This is a genomic window from Streptomyces lacaronensis (genome assembly GCF_047337785.1).
GTDB lineage: Bacteria > Actinomycetota > Actinomycetes > Streptomycetales > Streptomycetaceae > Streptomyces > Streptomyces lycopersici.
In genome coordinates, this window is the sequence record NZ_JBLHDK010000003.1 from 3,655,116 (window position 1) to 3,669,052 (window position 13,937).

At 72.0% G+C, this 13,937-nt stretch carries 15 protein-coding genes; 5 read left to right on the forward strand and 10 right to left on the reverse strand.

The features are described from left to right. Position 1: 1 nt before the first annotated feature. Complete coding sequence (gene dut, locus ACMTAK_RS15370) at positions 2-517, reverse strand: dUTP diphosphatase (protein WP_037962336.1); 516 nt, start codon at positions 515-517, stop codon at positions 2-4. Further along, positions 514-1,095, reverse strand: a complete 582-nt coding sequence (locus ACMTAK_RS15375) for a PaaI family thioesterase (RefSeq protein ID WP_413806767.1) — start codon at positions 1,093-1,095, stop codon at positions 514-516. Before ACMTAK_RS15375 ends, dut begins: the two co-directional genes overlap by 4 nt. Before the next feature lie 59 nt (positions 1,096-1,154). On the opposite strand from ACMTAK_RS15375, the gene ACMTAK_RS15380 reads away from it, so the two are divergent. Next, positions 1,155-1,601 carry a DUF3093 domain-containing protein gene (locus ACMTAK_RS15380; RefSeq protein WP_413806768.1) on the forward strand — a complete coding sequence of 149 codons (447 nt, stop codon included), beginning with the start codon at positions 1,155-1,157 and terminating at the stop codon, positions 1,599-1,601. Positions 1,602-1,619: 18 nt separating this feature from the next. Here the strand turns inward: ACMTAK_RS15380 and ACMTAK_RS15385 are convergent, their stop codons facing one another. From ACMTAK_RS15385 to ACMTAK_RS15400, 4 genes are all read right to left on the reverse strand, one after another. Then, positions 1,620-2,321 (reverse strand): hypothetical protein, encoded by a 702-nt coding sequence (locus ACMTAK_RS15385; protein ID WP_413806769.1) that lies wholly within the window; start codon positions 2,319-2,321, stop codon positions 1,620-1,622. 14 nt (positions 2,322-2,335) lie between these two features. After that, positions 2,336-2,638 (reverse strand): DUF4193 domain-containing protein, encoded by a 303-nt coding sequence (locus tag ACMTAK_RS15390; RefSeq protein WP_009714537.1) that lies wholly within the window; start codon positions 2,636-2,638, stop codon positions 2,336-2,338. A gap of 406 nt (positions 2,639-3,044) precedes the next feature. Then, positions 3,045-4,292: a sensor histidine kinase gene (locus ACMTAK_RS15395; RefSeq protein WP_201852693.1), complete on the reverse strand. Its 1,248-nt coding sequence runs from the start codon at positions 4,290-4,292 to the stop codon at positions 3,045-3,047. A gap of 6 nt (positions 4,293-4,298) precedes the next feature. Continuing rightward, entirely contained in the window at positions 4,299-4,952 is a 654-nt protein-coding gene (locus ACMTAK_RS15400; RefSeq protein ID WP_020867950.1) for a response regulator transcription factor, read from the reverse strand. 361 nt (positions 4,953-5,313) lie between these two features. Between ACMTAK_RS15400 and ACMTAK_RS15405 the strand changes: the two genes are divergently transcribed. Continuing rightward, positions 5,314-5,487, forward strand: a complete 174-nt coding sequence (locus ACMTAK_RS15405; RefSeq protein WP_020867951.1) for a hypothetical protein — start codon at positions 5,314-5,316, stop codon at positions 5,485-5,487. A gap of 173 nt (positions 5,488-5,660) precedes the next feature. Here the strand turns inward: ACMTAK_RS15405 and ACMTAK_RS15410 are convergent, their stop codons facing one another. Together ACMTAK_RS15410 and ACMTAK_RS15415 are read right to left on the reverse strand one after the other, a co-directional pair. After that, positions 5,661-6,461 carry an inositol monophosphatase family protein gene (locus tag ACMTAK_RS15410; protein WP_413806770.1) on the reverse strand — a complete coding sequence of 267 codons (801 nt, stop codon included), beginning with the start codon at positions 6,459-6,461 and terminating at the stop codon, positions 5,661-5,663. A 131-nt stretch (positions 6,462-6,592) separates the two neighbouring features. Then, a complete protein-coding gene (locus ACMTAK_RS15415; RefSeq protein WP_413806771.1) occupies positions 6,593-7,744 on the reverse strand; it encodes a ferrochelatase in 1,152 nt (383 codons plus the stop codon). A gap of 119 nt (positions 7,745-7,863) precedes the next feature. On the opposite strand from ACMTAK_RS15415, the gene ACMTAK_RS15420 reads away from it, so the two are divergent. Both ACMTAK_RS15420 and ACMTAK_RS15425 read left to right on the forward strand, forming a co-directional pair. Beyond that, the gene (locus ACMTAK_RS15420) at positions 7,864-9,120 is read left to right on the forward strand and encodes an MFS transporter (protein ID WP_413806772.1); all 1,257 of its coding nucleotides are present in this window, start codon (positions 7,864-7,866) and stop codon (positions 9,118-9,120) included. Further along, positions 9,074-10,399: a D-arabinono-1,4-lactone oxidase gene (locus ACMTAK_RS15425; protein WP_413806773.1), complete on the forward strand. Its 1,326-nt coding sequence runs from the start codon at positions 9,074-9,076 to the stop codon at positions 10,397-10,399. Before ACMTAK_RS15420 ends, ACMTAK_RS15425 begins: the two co-directional genes overlap by 47 nt. A 30-nt stretch (positions 10,400-10,429) precedes the next feature. Here the strand turns inward: ACMTAK_RS15425 and ACMTAK_RS15430 are convergent, their stop codons facing one another. Then, complete coding sequence (locus ACMTAK_RS15430; protein ID WP_413806774.1) at positions 10,430-11,299, reverse strand: hypothetical protein; 870 nt, start codon at positions 11,297-11,299, stop codon at positions 10,430-10,432. Positions 11,300-11,655: 356 nt separating this feature from the next. On the opposite strand from ACMTAK_RS15430, the gene sepH reads away from it, so the two are divergent. Continuing rightward, positions 11,656-12,759 (forward strand): septation protein SepH, encoded by a 1,104-nt coding sequence (gene sepH / locus ACMTAK_RS15435; RefSeq protein ID WP_413806775.1) that lies wholly within the window; start codon positions 11,656-11,658, stop codon positions 12,757-12,759. 62 nt (positions 12,760-12,821) lie between these two features. On the opposite strand, the gene ACMTAK_RS15440 is transcribed toward sepH, so the two are convergent. Then, entirely contained in the window at positions 12,822-13,658 is an 837-nt protein-coding gene (locus ACMTAK_RS15440) for a sulfurtransferase (RefSeq protein ID WP_413806776.1), read from the reverse strand. Positions 13,659-13,937: the final 279 nt, after the last annotated feature.

Below are 13,937 nucleotides of genomic sequence, written 5' to 3' on the forward strand. Positions count from 1 at the left end.
GTCATCGTCCTTCCCGGTCGGAACCGACCGAAGCGTATCCATTCCCACCCGTTGTGCCGTCCACGGCGGCATGACCGCCGGTGGACCCGAAGCCCCCTTCGGCCCGCGCCGACCCGGGAAGCTCCGCCACCTCCTGGAAGCGCACCTTCTCGACCTGCTGGACGACCAGTTGGGCGATCCGGTCGAAGCGCTCGAACCGCACGCTCTCGCGCGGGTCCAGATTGACCACGATCACCTTGATCTCTCCACGGTACCCGGCATCGATGGTCCCCGGGGCATTCACCATGGCGACGCCGCAGCGCGCGGCGAGTCCGGACCGTGGATGTACGAAGGCGGCATACCCCTCCGGGAGCGCGATAGACACTCCGGTGGGCAGAACCGCGCGCTCCCCCGGAGCCAGCTCGGCGGGCTCGGTGGTGACCAGGTCGGCTCCGGCGTCGCCGGGGTGGGCATAGCCGGGGACCGGCACCTCGGGGTCCACCCTGCGGATCAGCACGTCTACGGGCAGCGGGCTCATGGGTTCACCTCGAAAGCGCGCGCGACCTTCACCTGATCCGGATCGGCGAGCGCCGCGTCGATCTCCTCCGCCCGGCCGTTCTCGATGAAGTGGTCGACCCGCACCTCTATGAAGAGGGCCTGCGCCCGCACCGCGACGGGGCCGTCGGGGGCGTCGATCCGGCCCGTGGCCGAGCAGTAGATCTTGCGTCCGTGCACGGCGGCCACCCGTGCCTCCAGGTGGAGTTCGGCGCCGACCGGCACGGGCCGTACGAAGTCCGTCTCCAGCCGCCCGGTCACCGCGATCACCCGCTGAAGCCAGTTGAGCGACCCGAGCGTCTCGTCCAGCGCCGCGGCCAGCACCCCGCCGTGGGCCAGGCCAGGCGCGCCCTGATGGCCGCTGCGCACGGTGAACTCGGCGGTGACGCTCACGCCCTCGCCCGCCCGTGTGGTCAGCCCCAGGCCGCGCGCCTGGTCGCCGCAGCCGAAGCACTGGTCGTAGTGCGCGCCGAGGGTCTCCCCGGGCGCGGGCGCGTCGGGGTGGCGCACGGGGGCCTTGGAGCCCTCCGGCGGCGTCAGCCCTGTCGTTCGTCCACTCACAACGGCTGACCTTACCCGCGCGAACAGTCCGGGTCGGCGGCCATGCCAAGCTGATACGCATGCAGCCTTACGACGAACGCCTCAGCGCGCCCCGTTCCTGGTGGTTCATCGCCCTCCTGATGGGCGTCTCAGTGGGGTTGATCATGCTGCCGTTCGGCACCCTGCCGATGCTCGGCGGGCTGATCGGCGGGGCGGCGCTGGCCTGTGTGGCGGTGAGTTCGTACGGCTCGGCGCGGGTACGCGTGGTGGCGGACTCGCTGGTGGCCGGCGAGGCGAAGATCCCGGTGTCGGCACTGGGGACGCCGCAGGTGCTGGACGCCGCCGAGGCGGCCGCCTGGCGGACCTACAAGGCCGATCCGCGGGCGTTCATGCTGCTGCGCAGCTACATCCCGACCGCGCTGCGGGTGGAGGTCACCGATCCGGAGGACCCAACACCGTATGTGTATGTCTCCACACGGAATCCGGAGGCGCTCGCCGCCGCGCTCACGGCCGTTCGCTCGGCGTGACAAGGGCGCGCGAGGAGCTCATTTCTCCAGGGCCACGGGGAGGTCCCAGGGAATCTGCTTGGCCCGCAGATCCTTGCGGACCTTGCGCGCGAGCTTCTTGGTGTCGCGCCGGTTCATCGCGGCTCCCACGGCCGCGCCGACCATGAAGGGCGCCAGGGACGGCATGTTCCGGAAGCCGCGTCTGAGGACCTGCTGCCGCAGCTCGCGCTTCATCTGGACGCCGAGAGCCGCGTTGACGGTCGCCGGCTGGGCGACGTCGATACCGCGCTCCTCGGCCCAGGCGCCGAGGTAGGCGACGGCGCGCTGACGCGTGGAGCCGGGCGCGCGCACCCCGTAGACCTCGTGCAGCTCGGCGATCAGCTTGAACTCTATGGAGGCCACGCCGACGATCTCGGCGGCCAGCTCGGTGGGCATGGCGGGCGGGGCCGGCAGCATCGCCGCGGCACCGACGCCGGCGCCCACTGTGGCGGTGCCGCCCGCGGCACCGGCCACCAGCTTGTCCGCGAGCTCTTCGGGGCCCAGCCCCGGGAACTGCTTGCGCAGCGTCGCGAGATCGCGGACAGCAATACGTGGAGCGTTCGCGATGATCCGGTCGGCGACCGCGTAGACCCCCGCTCTCGCGCGCTCACCGCCTCGTCGCACACCACGGCCGACAGCGGTCGCGAGCGAGGCCATCCGGCCTCGCCCGGTCTCGTTCATGTCGTCGTGTTCCACCTCCACGCCGACTCCGCGGCTCAGGCCGCGCAGTCGCGGCAGATCGGCTGGCCGTTCTTGGTCTCGGCGGCCAGCTGGCTGCGGTGGTGCACGAGGAAGCAGCTCATGCAGGTGAACTCGTCGGCCTGGCGGGGCAGGACCCGGACGGACAACTCCTCGTTGGAGAGGTCCGCACCGGGTAGCTCCAGGCCCTCGGCCTGCTCGAACTCATCCACGTCGACGGTGGACGCGGACTTGTCGTTCCGCCGGGCCTTCAGTTCCTCGATGCTGTCCTCGTTGACGTCATCGTCGGTCTTGCGTGGGGTGTCGTAATCCGTTGCCATGTCTGTCTCCCCCTCTGGGTGTCTGTGGTGTCTCCAGCGCACGTAACGCGTGAGAGGCCGGACTTGTGCCCGACCCGAGGCGGAGATTTTGCCTCACATCAAGGTCTGTTACTCAATCGACACCCAACCGCACCCCTGAAGAGGTGATCGGGTTGGATGGCCATCGGGACCGTACACGGTCCGAATGTCGCACTCACATGCGCCATGACGTGTACTTCCCGTGATCACGGCCCCTGAAAACCCGGATTTTCCCGGCTTTCCGTCAACCGTGACGATCACACAGAGTATATGGCTGGAAAATCGTCCATGTGATCGATCCCACACCCTACCTCGGGTGGGCGGATCCCGAAAATTCCGCCCAAAGCGAACATATCCCGGCGGAGCCCTGGCCGCGCGCTCTCCGGCGTCACACCGGCAGCACCACCCGCATCACCAGGCCACCTCCCTCACGCGGCTCCGCCGCGATGCGGCCGCCGTGGGCGCGCGCCACCGAGCGCGCGATCGACAGCCCGAGGCCGACGCCCTTGTCGCTGCCGGTGCGCTCCGTACGGAGCCTGCGGAAGGGCTCGAAGATGTTGTCCATCTCGTAGGCGGGGACCACCGGGCCGGTGTTCGCGACCACCAGCACGGCCTGGCCCTGCCGGCTCTCGGTGGTGACCTCCACCCAGCCGTCCCGGGCCACGTTGTACCGCACCGCGTTCTGGACCAGGTTCAGGGCGATCCGCTCCAGCAGCACCCCGTTGCCCTGGACCACCGCGGGGGCGCGCTGCCCGCGCAGCTCCACGCCCTTGTCCTCCGCCTCCGCCCGCACCTGCTCCAGCGCCTGGGAGGCCACCTCGGCGAGGTCCACCGGCTTGCGGTCGACGATCTCGTTGTCGCTGCGGGCCAGCAGCAGCAGACCCTCCACCAGCTGCTCGCTGCGCTCGTTGGTGGCCAGCAGGGTCTTGCCCAGCTGGGTCAGCTCCGGGGACGCCTGCGGGTCCGAGAGCTGCACCTCCAGCAGGGTGCGGTTGATCGCCAGCGGCGTGCGCAGCTCGTGCGAGGCGTTGGCGACGAACCGCTGCTGGGCGGTGAACGCCCGGTCCAGGCGCTCCAGCATCTCGTCGAAGGTGTCGGCGAGCTCCTTGAGCTCGTCGTCCGGGCCGTCCAGCTCGATCCGGCGGGACAGGTCCGAGCCCGCCACCTGGCGCGCGGTCCGGGTGATCCGGCCGAGCGGCGAGAGCACCCGCCCGGCCATCGCGTAGCCGAAGGCGAAGGCGATCACGGACAGGCCCAGGAGGGCTATCAGGGAGCGGCGGAGCAGCCCGTCGAGGGCCAGCTGGCGCTGCTCCTTCATACAGGTGTTCAGGACCGCGTTGAACTGGTCGGGGCTGCTCTGGCCGATGATCTCGGGGCAGGTGTTGTTGGTCGGCTGGACACTGCCGCCGACCAGCTTGAACGGCAGCTCGTTGCCGACGTGCAGGGCCTGGGCGGCCAGCAGGTAGATGATCGTCAGCAGCACCACCCCGGCGATCAGGAACATCCCGCCGTACAGCAGGGTGAGCCGTATCCGGATCGTGGGGCGCAGCCAGGGGTTGGGGCGCGAGCCGGCCTGCGGGTCCCAGCTGGGCTTGGGCGGCGCCGTCGGCGGCAGCGGGGTCGGAGTGGTCGCCATGCCCGATCAGATCCGGTAACCCGAGCCGGGGACGGTGACGATCACCGCGGGCTCGCCCAGCTTGCGGCGCAGGGTCATCACGGTCACCCGCACCACGTTGGTGAACGGGTCGGTGTTCTCGTCCCAGGCCTTCTCCAGCAGCTGCTCAGCGGAGACCACGGCCCCCTCGCTGCGCAGGAGCACCTCCAGCACCGCGAACTCCTTCGGCGCCAGCTGGATCTCCTTGCCGTCCCGGAACACCTCGCGGCGGTTGGGGTCCAGCTTGATCCCGGCGCGCTCCAGGACGGGCGGCAGGGCCACGGTCGTCCGGCGGCCGAGCGCCCGGACGCGCGCGATCAGTTCGCTGAAGGCGAAGGGCTTGGGCAGATAGTCGTCCGCGCCGATCTCCAGGCCCTCCACGCGGTCGCTGACGTCGCCGGACGCGGTGAGCATCAGCACACGGGTGGGGATGCCGAGTTCGACGATCTTGCGGCAGACGTCGTCACCGTGCACGAGGGGCAGGTCCCGGTCGAGGACGACGACGTCATAGTCGTTGACGGCGATCCGCTCCAGGGCGGCGGCTCCGTCATACACGACGTCGACGGCCATGGCCTCCCGGCGCAGTCCGGTGGCCACCGCATCGGCGAGCAGCTGCTCGTCCTCGACGACGAGTACGCGCACGTCGTTGGTCCTTCCTTGATTGCCGCAGTGGGCGGGATGATCTCGCCGAACTCGATGGGTGTTCGGCGCCTCCATCCTGCCTCGAAGTCTCATAAACCGGCGGTAAGAGGGTCGCCGCGGGACCCCGAGCGCGGATCATGGCCGCGACGGAGGGTTCCGCGGCGACCGGAACACCGAATTCAGATTTCTTTCGGGTCCGGAGGTTTCCCCCGAAGACGGGGTGGGGAGGACGACTGCACACCCGCGATCACGCCCTGTCCCCGGCATATCTGGCTGGCATTGCCGTCGGCAGGGGCCATTCACGTGATCAACCCGCCGTCGGCACACCCCCGTGCCACCGACCCACGACGAGGGGGCGCACATGGACGCGTTCACCGCAGGCATTCTGCAGCGCATAGAGAACACCAAGTCCGATCTCATTCGCGCCCGTGAGACGGGCGACGACTTTCTTGTGGACGTGGAGCAGTCGGAGCTGGAAGACCTCCGTCGCCTCGCCGCCGAGCACGGCGTCGAAGTAAGCGCCTCGTTCGCTTGATCCCTTGTGGATTCCGGACCCGATCCAGATCCGGATTCCATGTGACCGTGTGACCGATTCCCAATCACCGCCGGATGGTGATCCAGAAAACATCCGGTAACCACGCCGAAGCGCTCCGGTGTCCTCGTGACTCCGGGGCGCTTCCTGGTGTGTGGACGGGCCTGGGGCGGGATTCAGTCGTGCCAGGCGCCCAGGTCGTCCAGAAGCCCCCGCAGCGGCTCGAAAAGGCCGGGCGCGGCAGCGACGGTCAGCTCGGTGGAGGCCGGGACGCCCGGCCGCCCTCCGGTGAGCGCGCCCGCCTCGCGCGCTATGAGCGCACCGGCCGCGAAGTCCCAGGGGTTGAGCCCGCGCTCGTAGTAGCCGTTGAGCCGGCCGCAGGCCACGTCGCACAGGTCGATGGCGGCCGATCCGCCGCGCCGGATGTCCCGCACCCGCGGCAGCACCCCGCCCAGCACCCTGGCCTGCCCGATGCGGCGCTCGCGCACATACCCGAAGCCGGTGCCGATCAGCGACTCCTCGAGGGGGGCCGCGGGGCGGCAGTGCACCTGCTCCCCGTTCCGCCAGGCGCCCTGGCCCAGGACCGCGTGGAAGGTCTCGCCGCGCACCGGGGCGATCACCACCCCGACGACCGCCTCGCCGTCCTTCTCGGCGGCGATGCTGACCGCCCACGACGGCAGGCCGTAGAGGTAGTTCACGGTGCCGTCGAGCGGGTCGATCACCCAGCGCACCCCGCTGCTGCCCGCGCTGCTGGAGCCCTCCTCCCCCAGCACTCCGTCCCGCGGGCGGCGGCGCGCGAGGAGATCGGTGATCAGCTTCTCGGCGGCGATGTCCATCTCGGTGACGACGTCGATCGGGCTGGTCTTGGTGGCCGCCACCCCGAGATCGGCCGGGCGGCCGTCGCGCAGCAGGTCCGCCGCGCCGCGGGCGGCCTCCAGCGCCGTCTCGAGGAGTTCGGTCATGAGCGGGTCGGTCATCGTGCTCCTTAGCGGATTGCCCGGAGGGGCGAGCGGCGGTGGCGGGCCGGGACGGCGGGCGCGGTCGGCCGGAGCCCTCGGCGTGAGGGCGGGCGCGGTCGGCCGGAGCCGGGCCGTGAGGGCGGGCGCGGTCAGTCGGCGCCCGCCGCGGCGGGGCGCGGCGACCGGGCCGGGCAGCAGCCCACCGGACACACCTCATGGCTCGGGCCGAGGGCGCCCAGGGCGCAGCGCTCCGGGGCGGCCGCAGCCCGGCCCTCGGCGAAGCGCTCGGTGGCCGCGCGCTCCAGCACCAGATCGCGCACGCACGCGGCGAACCGCGGATCGGCGCCGACGGTCGAGGCGCGGGAGACCGGCAGACCCAGCTCGGCGGCCTTGGCCGTGGCCTCGGTGTCGAGGTCGTACTTGACCTCCATATGGTCCGAGACGAAGCCGATCGGGACCATGACGACGGCGGGCGCGCCCTCGCCGTGCAGCTCCTCGAGGTGATCGCAGATGTCCGGCTCCAGCCAGGGGATGTGCGGGGCGCCGCTGCGCGACTGGTAGACCAGCCGCCAGGGGTGCGGGGCGCCGGTCTCCTCGCGCACCGCGTCCGCGATCAGCCGGGCGACATCGAGGTGCTGGGCGACGTACGCACCGCCCTCCCCGTCCTCGGTGTGCGCCTCCACCGGGCCCGAGGTGTCGGCGGCGGCGGTCGGGATGGAGTGGGTGGTGAAGGCGAGGTGGGCCCCGGCCCGCCGGTCCTCGGGCAGCTCCGCGAGGGCGGCCAGCGTGGTGTCCACCATGGGCCGCACGAAGCCGGGGTGGTTGAAGTAGTGCCGCAGCTTGTCCACGCGCGGCAGCGGCAGGCCCTCGCCCTCCAGGGCGGCCAGGGCCTCCGCCAGATTCTCGCGGTACTGCCGGCAGCCCGAGTACGAGGCGTAGGCGCTGGTGGCCAGTACCAGGATCCGGCGGTGGCCGTCGACGGTCATCTCGCGCAGGGTGTCGGTCAGATACGGCGCCCAGTTGCGATTGCCCCAGTAGACCGGCAGGTCCAGGCGGTGCTCGGCGAAGTCCTTGCGCAGCGCGTGCAGCAGCTCGCGGTTCTGCGCGTTGATCGGGCTGACCCCGCCGAAGAGGAAGTAGTGCCGGCCGACCTCCTTCAGCCGCTCGCGGGGGATGCCCCGCCCGCGCGTGACGTTCTCCAGGAACGGCACGACGTCATCGGGGCCCTCCGGACCGCCGAAGGAGAGCAACAGCAGTGCGTCATAGGGGTCGGGGGCAGGCTGTACTGACTGATCCGGCATGCTCCCGATCCTGCCACCCGCCGCTGACGGGCGGGAAACGGCCCTGCGCGAACCGGGGACGGGCCCGTAATCTGTATCAGCGCTCGACGATCCTTACCCTGCTCACGGCGGAGACTGCCTTGCCCAGTGCCAGCCCCTACCGCGCGATCTTCGCCGCCCCCGGCGCCAAGGGGTTCTCCGCGGCCGGCTTCCTCGGGCGGATGCCGCTGTCCATGGCGGGCATCGGCGTGGTCACCATGGTCTCCGAACTCACCGGCCGGTACGGGCTCGCGGGCGCCCTGTCGGCCACGCTGGCGCTCTCCGCCGCCGTCATCGGCCCGCAGATCTCCCGGCTGGTCGACCGGCACGGCCAGCGCCGGGTGCTGCGCCCGGCGACCCTCATGGCGCTCGCCGCCGTCTGCGGGCTGCTGCTGAGCGCACACCGGGGCTGGCCGGACTGGACGCTGTTCGTCTTCGCCGCCGCGTCCGGCTGTGTGCCCAGTGTGGGCTCCATGGTGCGGGCCCGCTGGGCGGCCATCTACCAGGACTCCCCGCGCGAGCTGCACGCCGCGTACGCGTGGGAGTCCATCGTCGACGAGATCTGCTTCATCGTCGGGCCGGTCATCTCGATCGGGCTGTCCACCTCCTGGTTCCCGGAGGCGGGCCCGCTGCTGGCCGCCTGCTTCCTGGCGGCCGGGGTCTTCTCGCTGACCGCGCAGCGGGCCACCGAGCCCGTACCGCATCCGCGCGGGCACCACGCGGGCGGTTCGGCGCTGCGCTCGCGCGGGCTCCAGGTGCTGGTGGCCACCTTCATGGCGACCGGCGCGATATTCGGGGCGATCGACGTGGTGACGGTGGCCTTCGCCGAGGACGAGGGCCACAAGGGCGCGGCCAGTCTGGTCCTGGCGGTGTACGCGGCGGGCTCCTGCCTCGCGGGCGCGGTCTTCGGGGTGCTGCGGCTGAGCGGTCCGGTGTCCCGTCGTTGGTTGTGGGGTATTTGTGCGATCGCCGTGAGTATGATCCCGCTCCAACTGGTCGGGAACCTGCCGTTCCTGGCCGTGGCGCTCTTCGTCGCGGGCCTGGCCATCGCACCCACGATGGTCACCACCATGGCCCTAGTCGAACGGCACGTACCACGCGCGCATCTGACCGAGGGGATGACCTGGGTGAGCACCGGGCTCGCGGTCGGGGTGGCGCTCGGCTCGTCGGCCGCCGGATGGGTGGTGGACGCGGCCGGCGCCCGGGCGGGGTACGCGGTGCCGGCCGTGGCCGGGGCGCTCGCGGCCGCGGTGGCGTTCCTCGGGTACCGCCGGCTCCGGCCGGCGCCACAGCGGGAGGGGTCGGGTGCGGATGGCCGTCAGGACCGTGAAGACCGTACGGAGCAGCGTGTGGCGTAACTGGGCGGGGAACGTGATGGCCCGCCCGACGCGGATCGTCGCCCCGTCGTCCACGCAGGAGTTGGCCGAGGTGGTGCGCCGGGCGACTGCGGAGGGGCTGAAGGTGAAGGCGGTGGGCACCGGGCACTCCTTCACCACCGCGGCCGCCACCGACGGGCTGCTGATACGCCCCGACCGGATGGCGGGGGTACGCGGGCTCGACCGCGAGGCGGGGACCGTGACCGTCGCGGCCGGCACCTCTCTCCGACAGCTCAACGAGACGCTGTCGGCCCATGGGCTGTCGCTGGTCAACATGGGCGACATCATGGAGCAGACGGTGGCCGGGGCGACCTCCACCGGAACCCATGGCACCGGCCGGGACAGCGCCTCGATCGCCGCCCAGATCAAGGGCCTGGAGCTGGTGACGGCGGACGGTTCGGTGCTGCGCTGCTCGGCGGAGGAGAACCCGGAGATCTTCGCGGCGGCCCGGATCGGGCTCGGCGCGCTCGGCGTGGTCAGCGAGATCACCTTCGGGGTGGAACCGGAGTTCCTGCTCTCGGCGCGCGAGGAGCCCATGCCCTTCGACCGCGTGATGGCCGATTTCGAACAGCTCGTGGCCGAGAACGAGCACTTCGAGTTCTACTGGTTCCCGCACACCGGCAACTGCAATACCAAGCGCAACAACCGCAGCACCGGCCCCGCGGCCCCGGTGGGCCGGGTCAGCGGCTGGGTGGACGACGAACTGCTGTCCAACGGCATCTTCCAGGTGGCCTGTTCGGTGGGCCGGGCGGTCCCCGCCACCATCCCCGGAATCGCCAAGATCTCCAGCCGCGCCCTGTCCGCCCGGACCTACACGGACATCCCTTACAAAGTCTTCACCTCTCCGCGCCGAGTGCGGTTCCTGGAGATGGAGTACGCGGTGCCGCGCGAGGCCGCGGTCACCGTGCTGCGCGAGCTCAAGGCGACCGTCGAGCGGTCCGGACTGCGGGTCAGCTTCCCGGTGGAGGTGCGCACCGCGCCCGCCGACGACATCCCGCTGTCCACCGCCTCCGGGCGCGAGACCGCGTACATCGCCGTCCATCTGTACCGGGGCACCCCGCACCGGGCGTACTTCACGGCCGCGGAGCAGATCATGATCGCGCACGGCGGGCGTCCGCACTGGGGCAAGCTGCACAGCCGCGACGCCGCCTATCTGGCCGGGGTCTATCCCCGGTTCGGCGAGTTCGCGGCGGTGCGCGACCGGCTGGATCCGGACCGGCTGTTCACCAACGACTATCTGCGGCGGGTGCTCGGCGACTGACGCCTCACGACCCGTCGGGCGACTGACGCGTCACGGCGCGCCGGTGGCGCCGGGCGTGGGCGTGGCCTCGCCGGAAGCATCCGTTCCGCCCTCCGTGGCACCGCCGGACGGGGTCCGGGAGGGGCCCGGGGTGGCGGGCGCGGAGGTGCCGGGCGCGGTCGCGCCGCCGGTGCCGCCGTCCTGGCCGGAGCCGTCGCCGGAGCCCTTGCCGGAGCCGGACGATCCGGACGCGTCGGGCGTCGGCGCGGCCGAGGCGTCGGCCGCGCCGCCCTCGCGGGAGGTGCCCGGGGACGGCGCCTCGTCGCCGCCCCGGGAGGAGCCGGGGCCGTGCGCCGGGGCGGTGGGGTCGCGGCGCGAGGGGCCGGGGGTGGACTTCGACCCCGAGGAGCCGCTGACGCTGTCGCTGACGGTGGTTCCGGTCCGGTTCTCCCCCCAGACGTTGGACACCGGGCCGCCGGAGAACATCTCGATCCCCGTGATCACGCTCATGGCGACGACGAAGACGGCGGCCGCCCCTACGGCGTGGCGCCGCCGGACGCGCGGACGGGCGCCGTGCGTGGTCGGCTCGCCGTATTCGCCGGGGGCCGGGGCCGACGGAGGTGCGACCGGCTCGGCGGGACCGGCGGGGCCGCCGTACCGCCGGCGCCCGGTCGGCCGCGTCTGGACCCGTACTTCCTTGATCTGCTCACCGGTGCGCCGGAACAGATGCTGGAAGACGGTGCCGCCCGCGGTCGCCACCACGCTCACCACACCGGCGCCCAGGATCGTCCCGTAGACGCCCAGTTTGGACGCGAGCACCGCGGCGGCGACGGCCGCCAGCGCGCTGCCGGCCACATGGGCCATGCTCAGCTCGATCCGCCCGCTCTTGTGTTGTCCGTCGCTGTCGGCCTTGCCGTGCATCTCCCGCCTCGCTTGGACATTCGTTCCACCCTGCGGGGAGAAGTGACCGATAAACGAAGCAGATCGTTCCGATTCTGTCGTTTCTGTGAAACTTGCCACCCAAATTGGGCCTCACTCCGAAGGATTCAGGCTGCCGCCCCCCTCCCGGCCATGAACTCGGCTGGCGTGCCGCTCTACCTGAGCGGCCCGAATGGAGTACTGTGGCGAGCCTTGGCCCCGCTTTCCCGTCCGGCCGCCCGGACCCAACGGGAGGGGTCGGAGGGCGGCAACCAACCGGCCCGGGCAACTCGGCAAAGTTGTGGCAGGCTGCACCCGGGCAGGCCACACTCGTCTAGCGGGAGAGCAGCGACGCAACCGTGACGTCGGCAGGCACCACCCGGGAGGTCCCCATGCCCGAACTGCGTGTCGTGGCCGTCAGCAACGACGGCACACGGCTGGTGCTCAAGGCTGCGGACAGCACGGAGTACACACTTCCCATCGACGAGCGACTGCGCGCCGCGGTGCGCAATGACCGCGCTCGGCTCGGCCAGATCGAGATCGAGGTCGAGAGCCATCTGCGGCCCCGTGACATCCAGGCCCGTATACGTGCCGGCGCCACCGCCGAAGAGGTCGCGCAGATGGCGGGCATCCCCGTCGACCGCGTGCGGCGTTTCGAGGGCCCGGTGCTCGCGGAGCGCGCCTTCATGGCCGAGCGCGCCCGTAAGACTCCCGTGCGCCGCCCCGGCGAGAACACCGGACCACAGCTCGGCGAGGCCGTCGCGGAGCGGCTGTTGCTGCGCGGCGCCGAGAAGGACACCACGCAGTGGGACTCCTGGCGGCGCGACGACGGCACCTGGGAGGTGCTGCTGGTCTACCGGGTCGCCGGTGAGCCGCACTCGGCGAGCTGGACCTACGACCCGCCCCGGCGGCTGGTCCAGGCGGTGGACGACGAGGCGCGGGCGCTGATCGGCGAGGCCGACGACACGCCCGAGCCGAGCTTCCCGTTCGTGCCGCGGATCGCCCGGCTGCCGCGCGACCGTGACCGGGACAGGGACCGCGATCGCGACAGGGACCGGGACCGGACGTCGCCCGAGCGCCTCGACGACGACGCCCCGGCACCCGCGTCCGCCTCGCTGGACGACGGTCTCGGTGAGCGGGACTCGCTCACCAGCCTGCTGGAGGCCGTGCCCAACTTCCGGGGCGACATGGTCGTGCCCGAGGCGCCGGTCGCGTCGGCGGCCCCGCCGCCGGACGAGCCGACCGAGGAGCCGGAGGCCGTCGAGCCGCCCGCCTCCGCGGCGAGCGCGGGTTCGGCGTACGCGGATGTGCTGATGCCGCGCTCGGTGGCGGGCCACCGCGACCGGCTGACCGGTACGACGGACCGCCAGGCGGAGGCGGACGGCGTCCGCCCGGGCCGCCGGGCCGCGGTGCCGAGTTGGGACGAGATCGTCTTCGGCACCCGCCGCAAGAAGCAGGAGTAGCGGCCGCCGCCGCGCCGACGGGCCCTGCCATCGCACGCCGGTGGCAGGGCCCGTCGATGTGGTCAGCCCCGCTCGGGGCCGGTGGCCACCGGACGGGCGCCGTCCGAGGACCATTCGCTCCAGGACCCGACGTACAGGGCCGCCGGAACGCCCGCGACCGCCAGCGCCAGCACCTGGTGCGCGGCCGAGACCCCGGAGCCGCAGTACACCCCGACCTCGGCGTCCCCGGTGGCACCCAGGGCCGCGAACCGCTCGGCCAGCCGCTCGGCGGGCAGGAAGTGGCCGTCGTCCGTGACGTTCTCCGCCGTGGGGGCGGAGACCGCACCGGGGATATGGCCGCCGACGGGGTCGATGGGCTCGACCTCTCCCCGGTAGCGCTCGCCCGCACGCGCGTCCAGCAGCACTCCGCGCCGCGCGAGTGCCGCCGCGTCGTCGGCCTCCAGCAGCGGCAGGGCCCCGGGGCGCGGGGCGAAGTCGCCCTCGGGTGCGTCCGGCACCTCGGTGGTCAGCGAGCCGCCGACCGCCGTCCAGGCGGGCAGACCCCCGTCGAGCACCCGGACGGACGGATGGCCCGCCCAGCGCAGCAGCCACCACGCGCGCGCCGCGGCCCACCCCTGTCCGCCGTCGTACGCCACCACGCGCCGGTCCTGGCTCACCCCGGCCCGGCGCATCGCGGCCGCGAACGCGGAAAGATCGGGCAGGGGGTGGCGGCCGGACTTTCCGGGCGGGCCCGCGAGCTCGGTGTCGAGGTCGACGTAGACGGCACCGGGCAGATGCCCCGCCTCGTATGCGGGGCGGCCGGGAGGCCCGCCGAGCTGCCAACGCACATCGAGCAGGAGCGGAGGATGATCCTCCGCCAGCTCGCTCATGAGATCGGATGCGGTGATGATGGCATGCATAGGGATCATCCTTGCGTAGGTATCTCTGCGTCGATTGGACCACCCGGTCACCCGGTGTACGTCTGGGTGACACCCGAGCGCAATGAAGCCGAAACGGATGTGCGGTAATAATTCGGGCATTCCGCTGCGAGGCACGGCGAATTGCGGTTCCGCCAGGGCGCCATGTGCCACAGGTGGTGCAAACATCTGTCGGGCCCCCCGCATCAGCACCTCCGCACGACCGCCCCGCGCCGCCGACCGGCCCGGGGCCGTACGTCCACCACGATGGTCCGAGGAGAG